Genomic DNA, 19,130 nt, shown 5'->3' with positions numbered 1-19,130 from the left:
GGGACCGCGCGCGGCGACTCAGGGCACCGGGACCGACAGCCCGGGCGCTCCGCGCTGCAGCAGCAGCACCTCGTTGAACGCGACGTGCCGGACCTCGGGCGGGTCCGGGGTCTCGTGGACGCTCACGACGACGACGCGGACCTCCGTGACGTCTGTGGCGTCGATGTCGAACGGCTGCAGGTCCGGCGCGTCCGTGAGGGCGAACGTCTGGCACTGGTCCGCGCCGTCGCCCCAGCTCACGTCGACCTGGTGCGGCAGGTCCTGCGTCGCGCGGTCCGGGCTGGACTCCGGCATGCCGGCGCTGAACGCGATCCGGTCCACGTCGGCCGGCTCCGGCAGGGTCAGGACCAGCGCGTCCGTGCCGCCCGGACGTCGGCACGCCGGGCCGGCGTCCGTCGGCGGGGTCCAGACGCCGGCCCACGCGCGGCCGGTCGTCCCGTCGACCGCGAACGCCGGGTCGAAACCGGGCTCTGGTGGGGTCGCCGGGTCCGTCGTGGCGGTGACGCCCTCGATCGCGCTGTACCCCCGCGGGTCGAGCGCGACCACCTGCTCGACCACCTGCTTCTCGATCTGCGCGGTGCTCGGCAGGACGAAGACCGCCGTGAGACCGAGCGCGGCGAGCAGCGCCGTGACCTCGGCGAGGTGCACCTGCGCGGACCGGGCCTGGTCGTAGCGCACGCGGACCCCGTTGTTCGCGGCCCGCATCCGGCGCCAGAACCCCCGGCCCCGACGGAACCCGCCGAGCCAGCGCCGGTACCAGGGCTCGCGCGGCGGCTCCGGGTCCACGTCCGGTGGAGTCGCCCGGACCAGCGTCGCGCCGCACCGGCAGAACCGGCGGGAGACCGCGATCGCGCGGCCGCACGACGGGCACCGGGTCGCGTCCTCGAACGTCTGCCAGGCGTCGGCAGGTGGGGGCTGGTCGGGTGCGGACGGGCGGTCGTCCGGCGTCCCCGCGTAGGCGCCCGCGTCCGTGGGCAGCACCGCGTCGAACGCATTCGGCGGGGTCGGGGTGCCGGCAGGGTGCTCCGGGTCCGTCGGCGCTCGCGGGGCGATCCTCGCCTCACCTGCGGCGACACGCACCCCGATCGTGCGTTCCGGAGCCTCTCGCGCCGGTGCGCGCTCCGCCGGTCGGCCGCCCGTCTCGTTCGGGGTGAGGACGACCGGGACCGGTCGCACGGAGGTCGGCGGTCGGCGGACCGGCGGCGTGGCCGGGTCGCCGGGTGGCGCGCTCGGCGCGGTCGGCGTGGCTGCGGAGCCGGTGCCGGTGCCGGTGGTGGCCTGCGCGGGTGGCGCGGTCGGCGTGGGGGAGGTCTCCGGCGCGGCCCGCGCGGGTGCAGGCGGCGGGACGGGCGGAGGGACGACGGGGGGCGCGGCGCGACCCGACGGTGCCGCAGGGACCGCGACGGGAGTCACCGGTGTGCGCGCACCGGGCCCGCCCGCGGTTCGGACGGTGATCGGTGCTGGCGGTCGGGGGCCGCCGGGCGCGACCGCGGCGGGTCCTCCTGGCGCCGCGGACAGCGGCGGGGTGGGCGTCAGCGGCTGCCGACCGACGGGTGCGGGGGCCACCGGACGGTCGGGCACGGGCGGCACGGGCGGCACGGGTACCGACGGTACCGACGGTGCTGTCGGTGCTGTCGGTGCTGTCGGTGGGGAAGCGACCGCTCGGTCGGGCACGGTGGGGGGCGAGGCGACCGGGCGGTCGGGCGCGGGTGCCGAGGTCGGCACCGGAGGCGCCGGCCGGTCGTCCGGTTCCGGAGCGGTCGGCTCGGCGTCCTCGGGGGTCAGCGCGGGGGCAGGGGATGCCGCGGGAGCAGGTGACGACCAGCCCAGGTACGTCCGGCACGTCTCGCACAGGAGCGTGCCGTCGGGGTTCTCGTGGTGGCACCGCGCGCAGACGATCACGGGACCACTCCGACGCCCTGCAGGGTGGCCGCGAGCTCCAGGTCGAGCCGGTACGGGTCGACCCCGACGGCGGAGTCGGTGCCCAGCAGGTCGAGCTCACCGGGGTCGGGCAGGCCGACCAGCAGCGCGACCGCATCCACCTGCCTACCCGTCGCGTCGACCGCGAGGACCAGGAGAGGCTCCCCGGGTGGGTCTCCGGGGGAGCCGGCGACGATCCCGAGGACCGTGCCCGCCGCGACGGACTCCTCGTCGTCCACCACCCACGCCACGCTCGGCCCGCCCAGCAGCACCAGCGCGCTGCCGTCCGGGGCGCGCAGCTCCACGGCGCCGGCCGCGACCTGCGCGGGTGCGCGCCGGACCGTCCCCTCGGTCACGGCGAACACGGGTGCTGCCGGGGTGGCGAGCAGCGCCGCCATCAGGGGGTCGGTCGGGTGGGGCCGGGGGAGCGCGCCGCCGGGGACGGGCTGGAAGCGCCGGCCCACCACGACCGGCTCGACGGTGGGAGCAGCGGCCGGCCGGGTGCTGTCGGGGCCTGATCGCGCGGGAGGGCGGCCGCTCGTCGGGGAGATCCGGGCGTCGCCCGGACGGCGCCCGACGGCGCGCACGTCCACCGCAGGCTCCAGGGCGGGCCCGTGCGGGGCGCGGGCACTCTCCTCGACGGAGGGCTCGGGCGCCCGCTCGCGCGGGGCGGCTGCGCGCTCCTCGACCGAGGCCTCCGGGGTGCGCTCGCGCGGTGCGCGGGGCTCCTGGATGGGCGTCGTCGGGCCCGCCTGGAACGGCACGTCGGCGGGCGCGAGCAGGTCCGCCAGCTCGTCGTCGAGCGCAGGGTCGGGCGCGTCCGCGGACCCGCCCCCAGGTTCCGTGTCCGTACGACCTCACCCCCCGTGCTCCGACGTCGGATTTACACCCTTTCGGATGAATCGCCCGACGGCTAGGGTCAGCGTACGCGACGGTCTTGCGGGGGCAGAGTGACGACGTCGAGCCATATGTCTGTGTCGGGTGCTGAGAGGCACCCGACCGTGCTGCGCTCGCGCACCCGGCGCCCGGCGCCGCGCGGGCTCCCGCGGGACCGGCTCCTGGACCCGGTGCTCGGCCCCTCGGCGCAGCCGCTGGTCAGCGTCGTGGCGGCGGCCGGGTGCGGCAAGACGACCTTCCTCTCGCACGTCGCAGCCCGGGAGACCGCCCCGGTCGCCTGGCTGACCCTCGACGGGGCCCTCGGCAGTGCCGCCGCGGTCCTCGCGCACCTCCAGCTCGCGTGCGCCGACCTGGTGCCGTCCGTCGCCGAGCGGGCGCCATGGGAGTCCACGGAGGACGCCCTCGCGACGCTCGAGCAGGTGCTCGACGGCCCCGCGCTGCTCGTCCTGGACGAGCTGCAGTCGATCGACGGGACGCCGGCCGCCGGCGTCGTGGAACGTCTCCTCCTGCACCAGCCGGTGCACCTGCGCGTCGCCCTGGGCTCACGGACCGTGACGTCGACAGCCCTCACCCGGCACCTCGCGGGGACGGCCACCGTGCTCGGCGGCGAGGACCTGCGGTTCCGGACGTGGGAGGTCGAGGAGCTGTTCCGCACCTGCCACGGCACCCGGTTGCGGGCCGAGGAGGTCGCGGACCTCGCGCACCGGACCGGTGGCTGGGCGGCCGGGCTCGAGCTGTTCCACCTGGCCACGCACGGGCGGCCGCCGTCGAGCCGCGCGCGACTCCTGGGCGTCGGGGGTGGTCAGCTGTCGAGCGACTACCTGGCGCGGCACGTGCTCGACCAGGTGCCGGTGCCCCTGCGCGACTTCCTCGTCCGGACCGCCGTGCTGGCCACGCTCACCGCGGCCCGGTGCGACGAGCTGCTCGGCAGCACGGACGCCGCCGCACTGCTCGAGCAGGCCCACCGCCTCGGGCTGCTCAACGCCGTGGCCGACGCGGAGTCCACCGTGTACTGCTGCCACGAGGTCATGCGGGCGCACCTGCTCGACGTGCTCGTCGGTCGCGACGGCGGGGCGCGGGCCCGGGAGCTGCACCAGCGCGGTGCGCAGCTGGCGCTGCGCGAGGGGGACTTCGACGCGGCGCTGCGCTCGTCGTGCCGCGCGCACGACTGGGACGCCGCACAACGGGTGCTCGCCATCGGCGGGGGCGAGCTCGCGGAGCGGCCCGGCTCGTGGATCGACGAGCTGCCCGCGTCCATCCGGGACACCGACCCGTGGGTCGCCCTCGCGCTCGCGCGTCGGCTCGTCGTCGACGGTGCGCTGGAGCAGGCGCTCGAGGCGTACCGGCTCGCGGGCAGCCGGGTGGAGACGGCCACCGGTCGGGCGCTCGCCGCGCACGAGCTGCGGATGGTGCAGAGCTGGCTGAACCCACCGCTGGGGGCCGTCTCCGACTGGGTGGCGCTGACCCGGGACGCGTTCGTCGCACCCCGTCGCCAGCTCGCGGAGCCGCGGCCGGTGGACGCAGCGCGTCGCCTCGCGCGCGCCGTCGCCCAGCTGACCTCGGGGGACCTGGTGGCGGCCGCCCGGGAGTTCTCCGCGGTCTCCGAGCTGCCGACCCTGCCGTCGGCGCTCGAGGCGGTCGCGCTGCTCGGTGAGGCTGCCAGCCTGTCCCTCTCGTTCCGTCCGGAGGCGCCCGAGAGCCGCGAGCGCGCCGCGGTCGCCGCGAAGATGCTCGGTGCGCCCGCCCTGGAGCGGCTCGCCGACGGGCTCGACCTGGCGTGCCGCCCCGAGACCGCCCGGGAGGCCCTGAGCCACCTGCGGGACCGGTGCGCCGCGATCGGCGACCGGTGGGGTGCAGCGCTGCTCGGGCTGTTCGGGGCGCTCGCGGGGCTGCCGGGCGGGATGCTGACCGCTGACGAGCACACCGCCCTCGCCGTCGAGCTCACAGAGCTCGGCGCGCCGGCGCTCGCCACGTGGTGCACGACGATGGCCGCCGTCGAGGATGCGCGTGCGGGCAGGCGTGACGAGGGTGCGACCGCCGACGTCGAGCGGGCCGCCGCCGGCGTCGGGCCGCTCCCGCACACCGTCGCGCTGCTGGCCGCGGGAACCGCGCAGGGCCGGGTACGCGCGACGCGACTGGCCCGCACCTGCGGCGCGACCACCTGGGCCACGCTCGTCCTGCGCGGGCTGCGCACGACCCTCGCGAGCACGGCGGCCGGGACGCCGGTCGCGCTCGAGGTCCGCTGCATCGGCGGGTTCACGGTGCTCCGCGACGGTGTGCCGGTCCCGCTCGACGCCCTGCGCCCCCAGCACCAGGCGCTGCTGCGGGCCCTCGCCCTGCACGCCCCGCTGCCCGTGCACCGTGAGCGGCTCGTGGAGTGGTTCTGGGAGGGCCGGGACCCGGAGCGCGCGCAGCACAACCTCCAGGTCGCGATCAGCGCGCTGCGTGGGCTGCTCGACCCGGCGACGGCCACCCCGGCCACGTCCGTGCTGCGGCGGACCGGCGGCGGCTACGCGCTGCACCTCGCCGCGGCCGACCGGCACGACGTGCGCCGCGTCGAGCGGCACCTCGCCGCGGGACGGTCAGCGCTCGAACGCGGCGACGTCGAGAGCGGCCGGCGCAGCCTCGCGGCGGGGGTGCGGGAGCTCACGGCGGACCTCCTGCCCGACGACGGTCCTGCCGAGTGGGTCACCGGCGAGCGGGACGAGGTGCGCGGCGCGGTGGTGCACGCGTGCCAGTTGCTGGCGGACCTGTACACGAGCGCCGGCGACAGGCCCGCCGCGATCCAGGTGACCCGACACGCGCTCGCCCTCGACCGCTACCAGGACGGCTCGTGGCGGCGCCTGATCGACGCGCTCACCGCGGACGGTCAGCCGGCCGCGGCGGCCACCGCCCGCCGGGAGTACGCGCAGGTCCTCGCCGAGCTCGACGTCCCCGTACCCGTCACGCCGGTGCCCGCCGGACGGTCGCCGGTACGTGCGCGGGCCTGAGGTCGTCCACGACGAACCGTACGAGGTCCAGCACGGCGTCGGGGTCGGGCTCGTCGGCGGAGATCCGCACGTCGACCTCGAGCAGCGGCGCCGACCGGCCCGGGAACGACCCCTGGGGACGCTTGCTCCACGACACGCCGCCGGAGTCGCGCACGTCCGGGTCCAGACCGGTGCACGCACGGACGGCCGCGGTCACCCCGTCGAGCGTCCCCCGGCCGACCAGTGCCCGCCGCAGGTCCCCGAGATGGGCGCGCAGGTGCTCGGCGTCCCGGCGCGCGGCGATCGCGGGGGAGAGCCAGGACGCCACCCAGCGGACGAAGTCGTCCGGCGCGTACCGGGGGTCGAGGTAGGCGTCGAGGTCGTCCAGCGTGGCGCCCACGGACCCGATGACGTCGTCGAACGCGGCGACCAGCCCGGCCGTGAAGTCGCTGCCGAGGAACGCCTCCGGCAGACCCTCGACGAGCGACGTCGCGGGAGGTACAAGGCCACCCGCAGCACTCACACCACCCCTCACGCCGCACCGCCCTGGACCACGATGCTGTGCTCGACGCTCAGCACCACGTGCGTGTCCCCGAGGTCGACGCGGTCCTGCGGCGCCGAGATCGACCGGTCCAACGGGTTGGCGCGGAACAGGACGACGTCCTCGACGTAGTCGAGCCCGGGCACCCGCCCGAGGACCCCGTGCACCTCGCCCGGCTGCACCGGGCGCCCCAGCGGCCACCCCGTGCCGTCGGGCCCTCCGGCCAACGGGTGGAAGTAGCGGTAGAGGGCCGCGAGGGCGTCCCGCTCCACCTGGGCCGGATCGGCCTCGGGGCGGGCTCGCACCCGCGCGTCGACCCGGATCCCGACGTAGCTGGGAGGTTCGACGCTCAGGCGCACCCCGACCACGCGCGTCGCGTCCAGCGCGGCCAGGACGCGCTCGCGGGCACCGTCGGGGAGCTGGAGGTCGCGCAGGGAGATGCGTCCGTCCTGCCCGGGGGCGCCGGGGATCGCGAGGATGCGCACCGCGCCGGCGTCCGGACCGTCGGTGACGGGCACGCAGTGCACGCGGGCCAGCTCGGGGGCGGCCTCGTGCACGACCGCGACGTAGTCCTCCACCGTCACGGCGCGACCACGACCTCGCAGCTCCAGCGGGCCGCGCGTCCGGGCGTTGTCGACGCTCTCCCCGTCGACCCCACCGGCTGCGGCGCGTCGGTTGTAGACGGCGGCGACGTACGGGATCGACGACCTCAGCACCGAGACCGTGCGCGCGGCGACGTTCCCCCGGGCGCCTCCGCCGGTGCGGTACCCGCGCACCCGCAGCGCGGCACCCCGTGCGGGGATCGCACCGAACCGCCGCTCGCTGCCGTCCTCCAGGCGCACGGACGGCCCGAACCGGATCTCGCCGGTCGTCGGGTCGACGGTGACGTGCCGGTCCGTCGGCGAGCTGGCCCCGAAGTCGTCGACGGCCGTCCACTCCTCCCACGTCGGGGGCCCGGTGCCGTCCTCCGGTGGGACCCCGACCTCCAGCACCAGGGGGTCCTCGCGGTCCAGGACGACCGGGGGGTACGCCAGGTGCAGCACCTGGCCCGCGGTGCCGTCGGACGTGCCGAGCGCCTCGTCGCGGACCTGCTCGGCGTTGGTGGCCTCGACGTCGCCGCCGATGGTCGCGGCCGTGACGGACACCAGGAGCGGGGACGAGCGGTACTGGCGGGCGGCCTTCACCACGCGGCAGCGGATCCAGGCCGCCTCGACGCCCGCGACGACCGACTCGTCGTGGCCGTCGGGCACGTGCAGCTCGATCGCCCCGGAGACGTTCAGGCCGAGGGTGTCGTCCCGCTCGACCTCGCACGGCTCCCACCCCGACGGGGTCCACGCCTCCCACACCAGGGGCGGTCGCCGGGGGTCGATGCCGTAGCCGCCCAGCGAGCAGACCGCCTGCACGAGCAGCAGCGACGACCGGGCAGGCTGGTCCAGCCCGAGGTACAGCGCGTCGTCGACGACCGGGGTCGCGCTGAACGCGGCGAACCCGTCGCCGAGCCCGAGCGCGCCGGTGCGGTCGGCGGAGTCCCCGTCGGCGGAGATCGTCAGAACGGTGCGCGACGCCGACGGGGGGATGTCGAGCCCATGCAGCGTGGTGAACCCGAGCGACTCCTGCGAGATGGACCGGCGGGTGGAGACCGTCGTCCCGGCGGGGATGTGGACGACGTCGTCGTGGTGCGACGACAGCCGGAACGAGATCTCCGTCCGGGCGGCGTGCGGCGGGAACAGCCGGACGCCGACGAGCTCGAGGAACTTCACGTACAGCCGGTCGGGGACCCGGTTCACGCGGTACAGCAGGATGTCCGTCATCCAGGCGAAGGTCTCGATGAGCGTGATGCCCGGGTCGGAGACGTTGTGGTTGGTCCACTCCGGGCACCGCAGCTGCAGGTTCCGCTTGGCCTCGTCGACGAGCTCCTGGAACGTCCGGTCGTCCAGGCGGGGCGTGGGCAGCGTCATGCGCGCACCTCGGACCGGTCGGCGGGGATCACGTAGAACGGGAAGACGAGGTTGCGGCGGTCGTTGGTGGACCGCACGGTGTAGCCGATGTCGATCCAGAGCGTCGACGGGTCGTCGGCGTCCGTGGTGATGTCGACCTGCTCGACCGTCACGCGTGGCTCCCAGCGGGCCAGCGCGCTCTGCACCTCCGCGGCGATGAGGCCCGCGGTCGTGGCGTCGCCCGACGCGAACACGAACTGGCGCAGCCGCGCACCGAACTCCGGTCGCATCGGACGTTCGCCAGGGTTGGTCGCCAGGACCAGGTACATGGCCTGCTCGAGCTCGGTGGTGCCGCGCACCAGCGCGACCGCACCGGTCTGGTCCGTGGTCAGGGGCCAGTGCCAGCCGGCCCCGACGAAGCTGTTGGCGTCGCTCATCGGTCCTCCTGCAGCGTTTCTGGGCGTTCTCATGAGCCGATCAGGACCGTCGCCCCGGTGCCGACGACCGCGGCCGTCGGCGCGATGCAGGCCGTCACGGTGCACCCCGTGTACGCGGCGGCCTTCCCGTCGAACTGCACCGTGCTGCTGCCGACGACGACCTTGGCCTCCTGCGTGGTCGGGACGAGCTTCGGGTCGCTCGGGTGCAGCCCCACGTGCGGCGGCATGTTGTACCCGCTGCTGTCCTTCACCGCGGCGGGCTTGCCGCCGATGAGGACCGTCGTCGACAGCCCGAGGGTCAGCGGCGCGGAGACCGGCAGGGGTGCGGGTGCGGGCATGGGGGCACCCACGGGCGACGGGACCAGGTGCCCGGCGCACATGCCCATCACCTTGTCGCCCATGACGACTGCAGGAGAACCCACAGCTGCACCCTCCTCGAACCTAGTTGAGCTTGATGGTCGAACCCTTGATCGTGACCGTGCTGCTGCTCTCGAGCGTCAGCCCGGACGAGCCCTTGATCGTCGCGGAGCCCTGCGCCTCGACCTTGAGGTCGCCCTGCGTGGTCACCTCGGCGTTGCCCTGGGCGTCCACCTTCACGTCGCCCTCGGTGGTGATGGTGATCGAGCCGTCCGACGTGGCCAGGACGACGCTCGCCTTGTCGTCGCCCGTGCGCAGCTCGAGGGTCTCCTCGCCGTCCTTGTCGGACATGAGCAGCTCGTGGCCGCTACGGCTGCGCCACACCCGGGTGGCGACGGCACCGTCCGACCCGACGGCGTCGTCCTTCGGCGGGGCGTCGACGCCGTTGTAGAGGCCGCCCAGCACGTACGGGCGGCGGCTGTCGCCGTGCTCGAAGCCGACGAGCACCTCGTCGTCCACCTCGGGCAGGAGCTGCAGCCCGCGGTCCGCGCCCGCGCCGAGCTGAAGGACCCGGACCCAGTCCGTCTCGTAGTCCTCGTCCAGCCAGGGGAACGTCACCTTGACGCGGCAGCGCTTCTCCGGGTCCGTCGCGTTGGTCACGAGCGCGACGACCAGGCCGCCGGGGCCGGTGCGCTGCGGGCCGGCGCCACGGACGAGACCCAGCACCGAGCGGTCGTGCGAGCCGCTCGCGGTGAAGTACGTGCGGTAGCTGCGGTCGTCCCACACGTGCTTGGCCCGGGTCAGCGTCACCTTGCCGTCGAACCGGCCGCCCGTCTGACCGAGGCTCACCGCGGCACCCGCGACCAGGTGCGGGTCGCCGTCCGCGACCCCCTCGGCGAAGACGTTGGTGCTGCCCAGGTGCTCGGCGCGCGCGGCCGCGACGGCGTCGCACTCCGCCTGCTGGCCCAGGGGCAGGTCGACCGTGACCCCGCGCGGGTTGCCGAACAGCCCCGCGACCGACGCGGGCGTGTCGCGCAGGCTCGCCGTCCCCGTGCGGGCGTCCGTGGTCGCGACGAGAGCCTGCTTCGTGGACGTGTCCCAGCCGCGGACCTCCACCTGGGAGACCTGCTGAGCGGCCGTCACGCGCACCGTCAGGCGCTGCAGGTTCTTGCCCGGAACCAGCTGCAGCCGGTCGGCCGAGTCGTAGGCGCCGGGCGCGGGAGCGTTGCTCGCCGGCGTCGGAGGACGGAAGTGCAGTGTCGAGCCGGACACGACGACGACGCACCCGACCTCCCGGCCGCGCCGCTCGAGGAACTCGATGTGCGTCTCGTTCACCTGCGAGACGTGCTCGTGCAGCACGGTGGTCGTCGCGACGTCGCCCGCGGTCAGCCCCACGTCCCGCGCGATCTGCTGGGCGATGTCGCCGTCGGTCATGTTCTGGAAGCTCGTCGTGTGCAGCCCGTTGTACAGCCCGTAGGAGCGGTCGTACGCCGTGACCGTGGTGTAGCCGCCGCGGTCGTCGTAGTCGAAGCCGATCGCGTAGACGACCCCGTCGAACAGCAGGTCGCCCGAGTTCTCCCCGACGCGCCCGGCCGTGATCGTCAGCTCCGCGGCCAGGTCCAGGTCGCTGTCCGCGAGCAGCTCGCGCGTCGGGTCGTCGATGACCAGCCGGCACGAGTCCGGGCCGTCGGCGTCGGTGTCCACGACGGTCGTGCGCAGGGCCGACGCGATCCGCTCGGACAGCTCCGCGGCTCCGACCTTGACCACGGGCCGGGCACCGACACTCGTGGCGACCGGGCTCATCGCACACCCGCCGCGAGCTCGGACACGTCGGGCAGCAGCAGCTCACGGCCGGGCCGCAGCCGGGTCGGGTCGTCGATGCCGTTCAGCTCCGCGATCGCCCGCCACGCCCCCGCGTCGCCGAACGTGGAGTGCGCCACCGAGTGCAGGCTCTCCTCGCGCCGCAGCACGTGCCGCCGGCGCGACGACTCCGAGCCCGACGTGGGGTTGGTGCCCTTGGGCTCCTCGGCGGCCGACTTCAGCGTGAGGTCGATCGTGGCGCGCAACGGCAGGCCGTTGCGGTCGAACATCTCGCAGGTGACCTTGAGGTTCTCCAGGTACCCGACGAGCGTCGTCTCCTTGTTGATCGACAGGACCCCCCACGTGAAGATCAGCTTGGGCGGACCGCTGCCCGGCTGCGTCACGTCGGCGACCGTCGTCCACGACACCAGCTGGTCGATCTCCGGCTGGATCCCCGTCGTGCTGCCCTTGCCGACCTTGTCGAGGAACACCTGCAACGTCATCGACGTCGGCCCCGCGCCCGTGAACTGCACGGGCGGGTCGTTGGCCTGGGTCGGGCTGCGGTTGTACTGGACGGCGCGCGTGAAGCTGATCGTCGTCGGGTTGAAGTGGAAGACGAGCTTCTTGCTGGTGTCGTCCTTCTCGGCCAGGACCGCCAGCGCCCGCTCCGCGCCGGTCACGACTCCTTCCAACCGTCGTGGGCGAACTCGAACACCTCGGTCGCCACCTTGCCGCCCTCGGCCGCGAAGCTCGGACCCTTGTAGCTGACGGGCCACACGCCGTCGAACTCCCACGTGATGACCGTGACGCGGTTGTCGTTCATCGCCATGATCGCGGCGGTGTGCGCCTTGGTCGCCTGCCCCTTGGCGACCTCGCGGAACCACTCGCCCAGCGCGCGCGTGCGCATCTCCACGGGCCGCGTCAGCTTGATCGTGCCGTACGACAGGCGGCCAGGCAGGCGGTGCACGAAGCCGTTCTCACCGCCCTCCGCGTACGTCTTGACCTCGTACTGGGCGCTCAGACCGTCGATCGCCGTGAACGAGCCGATGTCGTGACCGTCGATGGTCACGTCGAACCGCATGGTGTTCACGGGGTTGGTGTCGTTGGGCATCGCGGTCACCTCCTCATGCGTCCGGCCAGGTGCCGCGACGCTCGCGCTCGAGCATCAGGTCGGTGCGCAGCCGCAGCTCCAGGCGTTCCCAGAGCTCGTCCGCCAGTGCACCCAGGTCCTGCGCCGGTGCGGCGGCCGGCCCCGCGGCGACGACCTCGGCGGGTTGCTGCTGCGGCTCGGGCGCCCGTTCGTCCACGGCAGTCCCGGCCCGCGCGACCGACAGGTCCGGGGCCCGTCCGCCCGGCGCTGCGAACCGGACCTCGGTCGGGTCGACCCGGCGCGCGATCCCGGCGGCGACCGCGACCGCGCCCGCGTCGAACGGGTCGGCCGGGCTGTCCGCGGGCGGCACGGGCAGGGGTGCGCGGGCGAGGGTGTGCCCCGGACCGTCCGTGGCGACCCGTGCGGCGACTGCCGCGGCCGCCGAGCCCGCGGGCGCACCGGGCGTCTGCGCGGCGGCGGGCGGCCAGCCGAGCCCGAGGGGCACCCGACCGGCGGTGCGGACGGGTGCGCGACGGACGGTCTCCGGCTGCGGCGGCGCGACCGGGAGAGCGCGCGCGACAGGTGTGCTCGGACCCGGACGCGTGTCGGACGATGCCGGTCCCGGCCGTGCGGCGGGTGCGGCGAGCCGGTGGGCGGTCGCCACGGGTGGTTCCGCCGACGTGACGGGCAGCTCCGTCGCGGACCGAGCGACGTCGGGTCCGGACGCGCGCGTGACCGTCGCGGAGGTCGCTGCGTGGTGCGTCGGGACCTCGGGGGTCCGGCTCGGCGGGGCGACCGACAGCGAGCGGGTCGTGCGTGACACGGGCGCCGCCGGGGCGCCGAGGGGTGGGACGACGGAGCGTGCGACAGCGGCGGTGTCGTCGGACGGGGGCCGTGCGAGGGAGCGGGCGACTTCGCCGGACTCGTCCGACGCGGGGCGTGCCGCCGTGCGGGCGACTCCGCCGGGCTCGTCGGGGGCCGGGTGTACGACGCGGGGCGCGGTCGTGGCGGTGCGCCCGGACGGGGCGGTCGTCCGTGCGACGTCGGGTGCCGGTCCGGTCGGGTGCGCGTCCGGTGCAGCCGATCGTGCGACCGGTGCAGACGTCGGCACCGCCGCGCGAACCGGGCGCGGGGCGAGCGAGTCGAACGAACGCCGGACCGGGGCCGGCGAGCTCGTCGACCCCGGCACGACCCGCCGGACGGGCGAGGAGCCTGCCGGGTCCGCCGCTGCCGGCGACGTCGCCCGGGCGACCTGGCCCGCATGGGCGGGCGGGAGAGCGGGACCGGTCGGTGCCGACGGTGTGGGCCGCGCGACCGACGGGACCGCCGACCCGTCGCCGCTCGCCGCGGCGGGTGGGGACGCCGCGGTCGTGGACCGGGCGGCGATCGGCGCCGGGGCGACGGGGTCCGCGACGGACCGCGCCACCGGCGCTGGAGCGTCGCGGGGCGTGGGCGAGGCGGGTGCCGTGGACGACCCGGGTGCCGTGGCCGACCCGGGGTCGACGACGCGGGGGACCGGGGGCTGCAGACCCGCACGGACCGGACGGCCGGGGGATCGGGGCGCGGTCGGCGTGCGCAGGACCGCGTCGCCCGCGGCGGCGACCCGTGGAGCGGGTGCGGTCGACGGCATTGCGGGAGAGCGCGCGACGGACGCCGGCGAGGGTGTCCGGGCGACGTCCGGGCCGGGGTCCGCGGTCGTCGCGGAAGGTGCGTCCGTGCCGCTACCGGCAGCGGCACGTTGGAGGGCGGCGGGAGTCGTCGCGGTCGGCGACGCGCTGACTGTCCGGGCGACGCCCGCGTCCGGGTGGGGGCTCGTGAGGGGAGCCGTGGGGGAGGGTCGGGACGTACGACGGACCGGGACGGACGCGAGGGGAGGTGTCGAGCGCGCGACCGGCGCCGACGAGCCGGGTGCCGACGGGTGCCGAACCGATGTCGGTGGCGCCGACGAGCGTGCCGTGACCGAGCGTGCCGCGGCCGGCCGCGTGGCGGGCGGTGCAGGAACCGACGTCGGCGCAGCGGACGAGGGACCTGGCCCGGCCGGCGTCGCCGACCGCGCCACGACGGGCAGGACGGGCGGCGACGCGACCGCGTCGAACGTGGGCGACCCGTCGTCCGTGGACCGAGCGACCACCGGTTCCGGCGCGGCGCCGGCCCGTCGACGGCGCCCCACGAACCCGCGCCGCGGGACGGCGGTGGGGTGCGGAGCTGCGACTGCGGGCACGGCGACGTGCGACACGAGCCCGTCCACGTGCCCACCCGGGTGCCGGGCCAGGGCGTGCTCGGGCGCCCGCAGCACCACGGGGGAGTCCTGCCGGGTCCCCAGCCCTCGGCTGAAGTCCGCACTGCGCGCGACGGGCTGCAGCGTCAGCGCCCGCGGGACCAGGGGTGGCATCGCATCCCAGCGACGCTGCGGCGGTGCCGGCGGCGCGGGGGTGGCGGCGGGGGCGGCTGCCCGCGCGGCGAACGGCCAACGCCTCACTGCTCCTCCTCCTCCGCTTCGTCGACGATCCGGTGCGCGTACGCCAGGAAGTGGGCCCGGTCGGGGTGCTCCAGGTCGAGGAGCGTGTCGAGGGGCCAGTGCAGGACGGCTGCCAGGTACGCGACCTCGTCCAGCAGGTCAGCGGTCGCGTACGTCAGGATTCCCCCGGCGGACCACCCGCCAGGTCGACGGCGAACTCCTCGTGGCAGGAGGGGCACGTCACCGACGCGGTCGTGTGCCCCTCGGAGTTGATCCGGCGGTAGAGGTCCTGCAGGAACGCGAGATCCGGCGTGAACAGGTTCTCCACGACGGCCGGCGTGATCGACGTGATGTCCCCGAGGTGCGTGATCGTGCGCGCCAGCAGAAGCACGGTCAGGTACGCCTCGTTGTCCCGCACGCGCGGGTCCCGCAACGGGACGATCTCGTCGCGCGCCCGGGCCAGGCGCATCGCGCCCGACCGGTGCACCCTGCCCTCGTCGTCCTCGTAGCCGATGGGCAGCTCGAAGCTGAACTCGGTCTGGAGCACCTCGGGGTGCGCCCCGACCGACACGGAGGTGCTCACGCCACCGCGAGGCCTTCGTGGACGAGCGTGACCTCCTCCACGGTGACCTCGGAGCCACCCGCCTGCAGCGAGCCGATGCTGATCTTCGACGGCCAGGCGTTGGTGATGTTGAAGCGCATCTTCTCGCCGCGCTCGTAGTCGTAGAGCACGATCGCGGCACCCCGGCGCGCCTTGTCGATCTTGCCCTCCTGGACCTCCTTGACCCAGGCCCACCACCCCTTGTCGGTGGTCATGCCGCGCTTGAGCGTGATGTCGCTGAACTTCTGCGCCGCGGGCAGCTTCTTCATCACCGGGATGCCCTTGGGCTTGTTCTCCTGGTGCTCGATCACGGAGACCTCGATGCTCAGGCCCGAGACCTCCTTGAACTGCGCGAGCGTGATGCCGTCGACCTCGATCTGCCAGGCGTAGTTCGCGAGTGCGTCCTCACCGATGGGCATGGTGTCGTCCTTTCGCTGTCACTGGACCTACACGACTCACTCTTGGACCGCGCCGCCGGTCGGCAGCTGGCTCACCCGGAACACGACGAACTCGGCCGGCTTCACGGGTGCGATGCCGATCTCGATGACCACGAACCCGGCGTCCACGACGTCCGGCGGGTTCGTCTCCTCGTCGCACTTCACGTAGAACGCCTGGTCGGGCGTCGCGCCGAAGAGGGCACCGTCGCGCCACAGCCCCATCAGGAACCCGTTGACCGTGCGCTTGATCCGCTGCCACAGGTCCAGGTCGTTCGGCTCGAACACCGCCCACTGGGTCCCGCGCAGCACGGACGACTCGATGTAGTTGAAGAGGCGCCGGACGTTGATGTAGCGCCAGGTCGTGTCGTCGGACAGCGTCCGCGCACCCCACACCGTGATGCCCCGGCCCGGGAACGCCCGGATCACGTTGATGCCCGCCGGGTTGAGGTCGTCGTGCTCGACGCGCGTGATGTTCAGCTCGACGTCCAGCGCCCCGGCGACCACCTCGTTCGCCGGTGCCTTGTGCACGCCCCGCGTGTCGTCGTTGCGACCCCAGATGCCCGCGAGCGCACCGCTCGGCGGGAACAGCCGCGCCCGTCCGGCCAGCGGGTCCCAGAAGGACAGCCACGGCCAGTACGTCGTCGCGTACGCCGAGGAGAACCGCGTCTTCTCCTTGACCCACTCGAGCACCTGCTGGGCGTTCAGGCCCCGCGGGGTGTCGAGGATGGCGACCCGGTCCTTCTGCGTCTCGCAGTGCGTGATGAGCGCGCCCTGCACCGCCTTGAACCCGTCGGCGTCGATCTGCCCCGCCTCGTACGCCGCCACCAGGTCGGGGACGGCGACGATCGTCACGTCGTCCAGCGCCTCCAGCCCTGCGATGCCGGACCGGGCCGTGACGTCCCCGAGGTAGTCGTCCGGGGTGAGCCGAGCCGGCAGCGACGCCCCGCCCGAGAGCACCAGCTGCCCCGCGGTCGGGACCCGCTCCACGATCGAGGAGCCACCGATCTCGCTGATCTGCACGAGCGCCGACTCGGCCAGCGCGCTCACCACGTTGTTGCCGCCCTTGCGGGGGGTCACGCCCTCGTAGCGCTCGACGGTGTCGCCGCGCTGCACGACGAGCGTGAAGACCTCCTCGGCCGGCGGCGCCTGCTCGCCCTCCGGCGGCGGCTCCTGCTCGTGCTTCGGCTCGACCGTCACCGTGATCGTGTCACCGGACCCACCGGGCTCCTTCGCCTCGACGCGGTACACGCCCTGGCCGGCCTTCAGCGCGCTGGTCAGCTCGGCGCTCGCGCGGGCCCCCTCGTCGGAGCTCAGCGACCCGATGCGCGTGATGTACGCCGCACCGCCACCGTTGTTGAAGTACTGGTAGACCGCGTTCGGCAGGTACGCACCCTCGACCCACGTCCCGAAGGTCGCGGTGTACTGCCCCCAGTTGGCGACCTTGATCGCCTGGTCGTACGGCCCGTCGGCGGTGATGCCGACGAAGGCCGCGATGGCCGTCCCGACCCCCTCGATGGGCCGCGAGCCGGCCGGCAGCTCCTGGATGTAGACACCGGGCGACCGGATGCTGCTCAGCGTGGCCATGGCGTTCCCCTCCGTCGACGTGTGTGGTCCAGCGTCTGCCCGCAGGGTCGCCACGGACAGGGGCCAGGCGCCGCGCCATCGCGCCGCGTCGCCTGCCCGATCGCGCACACGTCAGTGAGAGCGGCGCCCAGGTCCGCCCGCCGTCCGCACTTCTGCGCTACGACAGGGAGGTGACGCCCTGGGAGCGCTTCGCGGACCTGGTGCTGCAGCGGGAGGCAGCACTGTGCCGCGTCGTGTCCGGGGTGCCGCCGCGCGACTTCGCCGGCATGTACGTCGACGACGAGGACCTCGACGCGATCCTGCGCTCCCTGCCCGGGCTGGACGGCCCCGACCCCGAGGCGGCCGCACCCGTACGCGACCGGTTCGCGCCCGTGGTCGTCCGGGCACGCCTCGCGCTCGCGGCCTGGGCGGCGCAGAGCGACGACGCCCTCGCGCGGGTGTGCAGGCACGCCGGTCTGACGGTGACCGACGTGGAGGCGCTCGCCCTGCTCACGGCGGTGGAGCTGAACCCCCAGCGCCAGCGGGTGGTCGCCTACGTGCAGGACTCGGTCCAGCTGCCGCGGACCACCCTCGCGCTGCTCGCCCGGATCCTCGGGCCGGCCGGGCCACCGACGGCGGCGCCCGGGTCGCCCCTGCGCGTGGCCGAGCTCGTCACCGTGGAGGACACCGGCCCGTGGGCGGTCCGGATGTGCGGGGTGGTGCCCCGGCTCGTCTGGGCGGTGCTGGGGGTCGACGCGCTCGACCCCGACCTGCCCGCGCGCACCCGCCGCGTGCCGGCGGAGCGGCGCGGTCGCGGACGCCGGCCACCCCCACCTGCCCTGCTGCTCGTGCACGGCGCCGACGCCGAGAGCCGACGCCGCGCGGTGGGTGCCGAGCTCGCGGGCCGCCCGCTGCTCGCGACCTCCGTCCCGCAGTCCCCGACGGAGTGGGCGGCCGTCGTCCGCGAGGCGACGGTCGCCGGGTGCGCGGTGCTGCTCGAGGTCACCGGGCCGCCCGACCCCCTCGCGGCGGCGCGCATCGAGGCCGCACCGCACCTCACGTTCGCGCTCTCGTCACCCCGCGAGCTGCCCCTCGAGGCGCTGCCCGAGCGGCGCTGGCGTGAGGTGCACGTCCTCGACGGCGAGGCGGGTCCGGAGGACTGGCTGGCCCGGACGGGCTCGACCGACTCGGGCGGCGCCCGCCTGACGCGTGAGCAGCTGCGGCTCGTCGCGGGTGGCGACGGCGCGGACCCGGCCGCGGTGCAGGCGAACCTGCGCAGGCTCGCGGGCGGGCACCTCGACGGGCTCGCCGTGCGGGTGCGCGCGCAGCGCGGATGGGACGACCTGGTGCTGCCCGACGCGCAGAAGTCGCAGCTGCGCGAGCTGGTGGCGCGGTACCGGCGGCGCCGGACGGTGTTCGGCGAGTGGGGGTTCCCGGCGATCCCGTCCAGCGGTGTCGTCGCGCTGTTCGCCGGACCGTCGGGCACCGGCAAGACGCTCGCGGCGGAGGTCGTCGCGCGCGAGCTCGGCCTCGACCTGTACAAGGTGGACCTGTCGTCGGTCGTCAGCAAGTACATCGGGGAGACCGAGAAGAACCTCGAACGCATCTTCGCGGCGGCCGGAGCGGGCGACGTCGTGCTGTTCTTCGACGAGGCGGACGCCCTGTTCGGGAAGCGGTCCGAGGTGTCGTCGGCCCACGACCGCTACGCCAACATCGAGGTCGCCTACCTCCTGCAGCGGCTGGAGACGTTCGACGGGCTCGTGGTCCTGGCCACCAACCTGCAGCGCAACATCGACGACGCGTTCCTGCGCCGCATCGGTGTCGCGGTCAACGTCCTCGCACCCGACGAGGAGCAGCGCCGTCGCATCTGGCAGCTCGTCTTCCCGCCGGGGGCGCCCGTGGAGGACCTCGATCTCGACTTCCTCGCGCGCCAGTTCAAGGTGACCGGCGGGGTCATCCGCAACGCGGCGCTCGGCGCGGCGTTCGCCGCCGCGGACGAGGGCGGTCCCATCACCATGGAACGGCTCGTGCTCGCGATGCAGCGCGAGTTCGTCAAGCTGGGCCACCTGTCCACCGAGAGCGAGTTCGCCCGGTACTTCGACGTCGTCCGATCGGGACGCTGA

At 74.9% G+C, this 19,130-nt stretch carries 15 protein-coding genes; 2 read left to right on the top strand and 13 right to left on the bottom strand.

Translation table 11 applies throughout. From position 1 onward, the window contains the following. Window positions 1-18 precede the first annotated feature (18 nt). Both ASF78_RS02580 and ASF78_RS02575 read right to left on the bottom strand, forming a co-directional pair. Window positions 19-1,599 carry a hypothetical protein gene (locus ASF78_RS02580; protein ID WP_156374010.1) on the bottom strand — a complete coding sequence of 527 codons (1,581 nt, stop codon included), beginning with the start codon at window positions 1,597-1,599 and terminating at the stop codon, window positions 19-21. A gap of 299 nt (window positions 1,600-1,898) precedes the next feature. Next, entirely contained in the window at window positions 1,899-2,684 is a 786-nt protein-coding gene (locus ASF78_RS02575) for a hypothetical protein (RefSeq protein ID WP_056584569.1), read from the bottom strand. Window positions 2,685-2,921: 237 nt separating this feature from the next. Here ASF78_RS02575 and ASF78_RS02570 point away from each other — a divergent pair, with 237 nt between their 5' ends. After that, entirely contained in the window at window positions 2,922-5,807 is a 2,886-nt protein-coding gene (locus tag ASF78_RS02570) for a BTAD domain-containing putative transcriptional regulator (RefSeq protein WP_156374009.1), read from the top strand. Here ASF78_RS02570 and ASF78_RS02565 read toward each other — a convergent pair. From ASF78_RS02565 to ASF78_RS02510, 11 genes are all read right to left on the bottom strand, one after another. Beyond that, window positions 5,761-6,309: a phage tail protein gene (locus ASF78_RS02565; protein WP_056584563.1), complete on the bottom strand. Its 549-nt coding sequence runs from the start codon at window positions 6,307-6,309 to the stop codon at window positions 5,761-5,763. The two genes, ASF78_RS02570 and ASF78_RS02565, sit on opposite strands and share 47 nt — an antisense overlap. A gap of 8 nt (window positions 6,310-6,317) precedes the next feature. After that, complete coding sequence (locus ASF78_RS02560; RefSeq protein ID WP_056584560.1) at window positions 6,318-8,285, bottom strand: putative baseplate assembly protein; 1,968 nt, start codon at window positions 8,283-8,285, stop codon at window positions 6,318-6,320. Beyond that, window positions 8,282-8,701 (bottom strand): GPW/gp25 family protein, encoded by a 420-nt coding sequence (locus ASF78_RS02555; RefSeq protein WP_056584557.1) that lies wholly within the window; start codon window positions 8,699-8,701, stop codon window positions 8,282-8,284. The genes ASF78_RS02560 and ASF78_RS02555 overlap by 4 nt, the downstream gene beginning before the upstream one ends. A 29-nt stretch (window positions 8,702-8,730) precedes the next feature. Continuing rightward, the gene (locus ASF78_RS02550; RefSeq protein WP_056584554.1) at window positions 8,731-9,123 is read right to left on the bottom strand and encodes a PAAR domain-containing protein; all 393 of its coding nucleotides are present in this window, start codon (window positions 9,121-9,123) and stop codon (window positions 8,731-8,733) included. A gap of 19 nt (window positions 9,124-9,142) precedes the next feature. After that, window positions 9,143-10,861, bottom strand: a complete 1,719-nt coding sequence (locus tag ASF78_RS02545) for a VgrG-related protein (RefSeq protein ID WP_056584551.1) — start codon at window positions 10,859-10,861, stop codon at window positions 9,143-9,145. Further along, window positions 10,858-11,538 (bottom strand): LysM peptidoglycan-binding domain-containing protein, encoded by a 681-nt coding sequence (locus tag ASF78_RS02540; RefSeq protein WP_056584548.1) that lies wholly within the window; start codon window positions 11,536-11,538, stop codon window positions 10,858-10,860. The genes ASF78_RS02545 and ASF78_RS02540 overlap by 4 nt, the downstream gene beginning before the upstream one ends. After that, a complete protein-coding gene (locus tag ASF78_RS02535) occupies window positions 11,535-11,969 on the bottom strand; it encodes a phage tail protein (RefSeq protein WP_056587988.1) in 435 nt (144 codons plus the stop codon). Before ASF78_RS02535 ends, ASF78_RS02540 begins: the two co-directional genes overlap by 4 nt. 13 nt (window positions 11,970-11,982) lie before the next feature. Continuing rightward, window positions 11,983-14,427, bottom strand: coding sequence for a hypothetical protein (locus tag ASF78_RS02530; protein WP_156374007.1), 2,445 nt, complete (start codon window positions 14,425-14,427; stop codon window positions 11,983-11,985). Window positions 14,428-14,581: 154 nt separating this feature from the next. Next, the gene (locus tag ASF78_RS02520; protein WP_056584539.1) at window positions 14,582-14,989 is read right to left on the bottom strand and encodes a hypothetical protein; all 408 of its coding nucleotides are present in this window, start codon (window positions 14,987-14,989) and stop codon (window positions 14,582-14,584) included. Beyond that, window positions 14,986-15,426 (bottom strand): phage tail protein, encoded by a 441-nt coding sequence (locus ASF78_RS02515; RefSeq protein WP_055914089.1) that lies wholly within the window; start codon window positions 15,424-15,426, stop codon window positions 14,986-14,988. Before ASF78_RS02515 ends, ASF78_RS02520 begins: the two co-directional genes overlap by 4 nt. Before the next feature lie 36 nt (window positions 15,427-15,462). Further along, on the bottom strand, window positions 15,463-17,028 hold the full coding sequence (locus tag ASF78_RS02510) for a phage tail sheath subtilisin-like domain-containing protein (protein ID WP_235518358.1): 1,566 nt from the start codon (window positions 17,026-17,028) through the stop codon (window positions 15,463-15,465). 170 nt (window positions 17,029-17,198) lie between these two features. Here ASF78_RS02510 and ASF78_RS02505 point away from each other — a divergent pair, with 170 nt between their 5' ends. Beyond that, window positions 17,199-19,130, top strand: coding sequence for an ATP-binding protein (locus ASF78_RS02505; protein ID WP_056584536.1), 1,932 nt, complete (start codon window positions 17,199-17,201; stop codon window positions 19,128-19,130).

It is taken from the genome of Cellulomonas sp. Leaf334 (genome assembly GCF_001424195.1).
Lineage (GTDB): Bacteria > Actinomycetota > Actinomycetes > Actinomycetales > Cellulomonadaceae > Cellulomonas.
The sequence above is the reverse complement of the archived record's forward strand: the minus strand, read 5'-3'. Positions and strand labels throughout refer to the sequence as shown.